The sequence below is a fragment of the Bacteroidia bacterium genome (assembly GCA_025056095.1).
In the GTDB taxonomy this organism is placed as follows: domain Bacteria; phylum Bacteroidota; class Bacteroidia; order JANWVE01; family JANWVE01; genus JANWVE01.
Genome location: JANWVW010000233.1, coordinates 1 through 4,335, shown reverse-complemented (window position 1 = coordinate 4,335; position 4,335 = coordinate 1). Strand labels below are relative to the sequence as shown.

Genomic DNA, 4,335 nt, shown 5'->3' with positions numbered 1-4,335 from the left:
GAGGCATGCGAAGGGCGTGCGTTAGCACGGTGCACAGCGAAGCGTAGCACCGAAGCGTCAGCGTAGCCCGAAGCACGCCGACCTTGCCCATACAAAGCGCAAGCGAAGTATGGGCAAGGGCACGCCCAAAAAAAGAAAAACTAAAATCCTAAACTTATTTACTCAAAATTTAGGTTCATTTAATCAAACTTATGGCTGTGCTAATTGCAGCATAGCATCCACCCACTTTTTTCGCATTTGAGTAATAGTACAAGTATAATTGTTACAAAGCATGGCAAAACAAATTAAATTTCCATTTATATCGTTCATAAAGCCAACATAAGTGCATACACGCAAAATATACCCCCCTTTAAGATGCGCATTGCCCTCTAAAAACGTTCCAGGTCCCATATTCATCTCATAGCCCCTTTTACCCGAGATGGATAAAGTTTCATAAAAGTCTTTGAACCAAGCTTCAGTTGTAATAACCTGTAAAATTTCTACAAACGTTTTAGCACAAATTCCATTACTGCGAGATAAGCCGCTACCATCATTGATGAAAGTCCCCTTCATGTCTATACCTTTGCTTTCCCAATATTGAGTAATAGCCTTGCATCCTGCTTCTGTACTACCTATATTAAACTTCTTTTTGCCAATCGTTTTGAGTAACGCTTCGGCATATAGATTTATACTTTTTAGATGCGTATGTAAAATAATCTGCTTCAAACTTGGCGATAAGTGTCTATAAAGTACCACGCGAGGTTTAACACTCATAGCAGTAATCCGAGAAGTAGTGGGTTTTTGAGTAATACTAATTCCCGCTGCTGTAAGTCCCTGATACAGCAGTTGAGCAGCAAATAAAGGTGGGTCAGGAATAGAACCTTTTATTTGATAAGTACCGCCATTTTCAGGTAAAGAACCTTGTAAGTATCTTATATACGTGTAAGGCGATCCAAAAATAAACCCTTGATCTCCTGAATTAGGCGGACCTACTTTCATTTGATTGACAAACTCTAAGTTCGGTATTTTGGGCTTACAATCCAACAGCTCTGCTTTTGTGCCTTGTTTTTCAGTTTTGAAGGTCAAAGTGTAAGAGTTCTCTAAAATGTTTATTCCAAAAGCAGGCGAACCGTAATAATTCCCTATATCTTCCCAAATCCAATTTCGAGGGATAATATCTTCTTGAAAGTAGGTCTCATCAGCAATGATAGAGCCATTTATTTTTTGAATCCCTGCTCCCTGTACTGCTTTGACTATTTTTTCTATCCATTTTTCAGCAGTAAGATTACCTGGAATTCTATCCGAACCCAAAGTAGGGTCGCCTGTACCTACAATGTAAATGTTCCCCTCTAAAACGTTGCTTTTAATCTCTCCGTCATACTCTATTCGAGTTTCAAACTGATAATCTCCTCCCAATATTCCCCAAGCCGTTGAAGTAGTAATAACTTTTATAGCCGATGCTGGGGACAAGCTTAAATAAGGATTAAGCGATGCAATTGTTTTTTTATCTTTGGCATATATAGCATAGAAACTAATTCCTGCATGTTTGAGATCAGGGTCATTTTTAAGCTCATTTAAGTAGTTTTTGATTCCTGTATGCTGCGCTAGTGCTGTTGTAAAAACAAAATATACACAGAATTTCCATACTTGCATGTGCCAAATTTAAATCTAATTACTCTTTTTTACTCATCCTCACCATCTTCCCACTCTTCCTCTTCATAAAACTCCTCTTCGTAGTCATCGTAAATGGGATCTACTTCTTCCTCATCTTCCTCAAATTCTTCATCATCGTCTTGATAATCGTTTTCCTCTGGTTCCTCTAAATTTTGTTGATTGATAAAGTTTTTTGCTTTCATACGTGATTATGATTCTATTGAGCTAATTTACAAACAAAATGTGAGATTGTAAAATTTTTATTTTTGGGGCAATCATGTTTTCTATCTAAACAAAAATTGAGTTTATTTTGTTATATTTGCGCTGTGGGCAAGTGGGCTACTTTTATTATTTTACACTGTTCAAGCATAATAGGAATTCTCTTTGCACAGCCGTCATCTTCCAATAAAGTTTATCACCAAGCTTACCAGAAATACTATCAAAAGCGGTATTCAGAAGCCATCCCACTTTTTGAGCAGGCTATCAAAAACCACCCTAACGAAGACAAAATGGCTTATTCCTGCTTGGGCTACTCCTATTACATGGAAAAACTTTATGAAAAAGCCATAAAAATGTACGAATATTCCCTAGACCACTTTCCTGACATAAATACAGGACATTCTATTCGCATGTTGGCTTTTTGCTACCACCAGATGGGGGACTATAAAAAATCATTAGAATATTGCGAACTGTATGAAGCGCTTATTTCTCAACTCAAAAAGTTCAACCTTACGCCTAAAGAAAACCAAGAAAACGAACAAACTATTTCATACATTAAACAAAAAAATCAGCAGGAGCTCAAAAGTATATCTATCCGAAATCAACTCAAAAGCCACCCTATTGCAGCTAAAATCACGCCTATTACAATACTTAATGACGATACCGATGACATAGCCCCATGCATTTCGGTGGACGAAAGTACTTTATTTTTTACCAGTTACCGAAAAAGAGAAAAATCTACATACAATAGCCATTCAGAGCAATGGGATGGTAACATTTACGTGAGCTATTCTACTAACAACGGGCTTACATGGTCAAAGCCCATGAGCATTCATTCTAATATCAATACAACTAACCAGGAGGGACCTTGCGCTTTAACTCTTGATGGCAGCACAATGTACTACTATACTTGGTTTGAAGGTACAGGGGGGGATATTGTAGAAAGTACTATACAAAATGGAGTATGGTCAAAGCCGAAACGATTGCCTGATGTAATCAATACAGACCTTTGGGAAAGCCAGCCTACTATTTCGCCTGATGGTAATCTATTGATTTTTGTTCGTTCCGAAGGATATGCTAAACCTTCTGACCTATGGTATAGCGTAAAAGATGCATCAGGTAAATGGACACCTGCTAAAAATATGGGCAGCCTTATCAATTCCGAAATGAGTGAAATGTCCCCTTATCTGCATATTGATGGCAAAACTCTCTATTTTAGTAGTAATGGACATTCCACTATGGGGGGCTATGATATATTCAAAACTACTTTACTACCTGATGGCACTTGGAGTAAGCCCGAAAATGTAGGTTATCCTATAAATAGCGAAAAAGATGACCAATATTTTGTCCTTAATGCATCAGGTACAAAGGCGTATCTATCTTCCAATAGAGATAGCCCGAACAACAAAATGAATCTCTATCAAATAGAACTTCCTGAAAGCTTCAAAACACAAAATGTTACTGTCATTACAGGTACTATCAAAGATGAATTAACTGATAAACCTTTGATAAGCAAAATCGTTGTGGAAGATCTGCAAAGTCATAAAACCCAGATACTTTACTCTAATGACAAAGGCAAATTCACTGTGGTTTTGCCGCACTCTCACAAGTATGGTATAAAAATAGAAAAAATGAACTATGAGTCTAAATATGCCATTTTTGAAGTCAATAAAAATTTTCAGTTCATCAAAAAAATGATTAAATTGCGGTCTATTGAAAAGCCAGGGGGATTGGACTTAAGAAAAAAAGATGAACTTTCAGGATTTTAAATATCTAGCTTTAATTTTGTGGATAACAATTTTATCAGGATGCTTTACTACTCGCACTCCCGAGCCTCCGCTTCAAAGTGTTGCTAGTTCGCAATGGTTAGCTCCTACGGATTACAACATTTTAATCCTTAACTTTAAAAATAGTGTCCAGCAGCTCAACACTCAAAATTATTTACGTTGTATAGCCGATACTTTTGAGTTTATCCCTACGCAAGTCCGAGATAATTCTGCTTCGCTTATCTTTCAAAAATGGACAAAAAACGACGAAAAAACCTATTTTGATAACTTAAATGCTAAGTCTTTACCATTATCTCCTCATAGTTTGCAGTTCAAAAATGCTGAGCATCAATTTGTAGGTTCGGACACAGTCAAATACAATGCGGATTATCATTTGGATATTCAACACAGTGATTCCACTTTTATTCGTTCTTTTAAGGGACAAATTCATCTTACTCTTCATCGCAATCGTGAAGGTTTATGGCGTATTGTAAGGTGGCAAGATGTGGAAAAAGCCAAAGACAGCAGTTGGACACTACTCAAAATACGCTATATTCAATAACTTACTTGTGAAGATTAAGTTTTAATTTTTTTGGGCGTGCCCTTGCCCATACTTCGCTTGCGCTTGTATGGGCAAGGTCGGCGTGGGGGGGGGGGGGGGGGGGCGTAGGGGGTGGGCGGGGCGGCCCCCCCCCGGCGACCCCCCCCCCACCCAACC

At 38.1% G+C, this 4,335-nt stretch carries 4 protein-coding genes; 2 read left to right on the top strand and 2 right to left on the bottom strand.

Annotation, left to right across the window (positions count from 1 at the left end; all coding sequences use genetic code 11):
* Window positions 1-189: 189 nt before the first annotated feature.
* Window positions 190-1,632, bottom strand: a complete 1,443-nt coding sequence (gene dacB / locus NZ519_12570) for a D-alanyl-D-alanine carboxypeptidase/D-alanyl-D-alanine-endopeptidase (GenBank protein ID MCS7029588.1) — start codon at window positions 1,630-1,632, stop codon at window positions 190-192.
* Window positions 1,633-1,661: 29 nt separating this feature from the next.
* On the bottom strand, window positions 1,662-1,835 hold the full coding sequence (locus tag NZ519_12565; protein ID MCS7029587.1) for a hypothetical protein: 174 nt from the start codon (window positions 1,833-1,835) through the stop codon (window positions 1,662-1,664).
* Window positions 1,836-1,958: 123 nt separating this feature from the next.
* Between NZ519_12565 and NZ519_12560 the strand changes: the two genes are divergently transcribed.
* Window positions 1,959-3,620 carry a tetratricopeptide repeat protein gene (locus NZ519_12560; protein MCS7029586.1) on the top strand — a complete coding sequence of 554 codons (1,662 nt, stop codon included), beginning with the start codon at window positions 1,959-1,961 and terminating at the stop codon, window positions 3,618-3,620.
* 16 nt (window positions 3,621-3,636) lie between these two features.
* On the top strand, window positions 3,637-4,179 hold the full coding sequence (locus NZ519_12555; GenBank protein MCS7029585.1) for a hypothetical protein: 543 nt from the start codon (window positions 3,637-3,639) through the stop codon (window positions 4,177-4,179).
* Window positions 4,180-4,335: the final 156 nt, after the last annotated feature.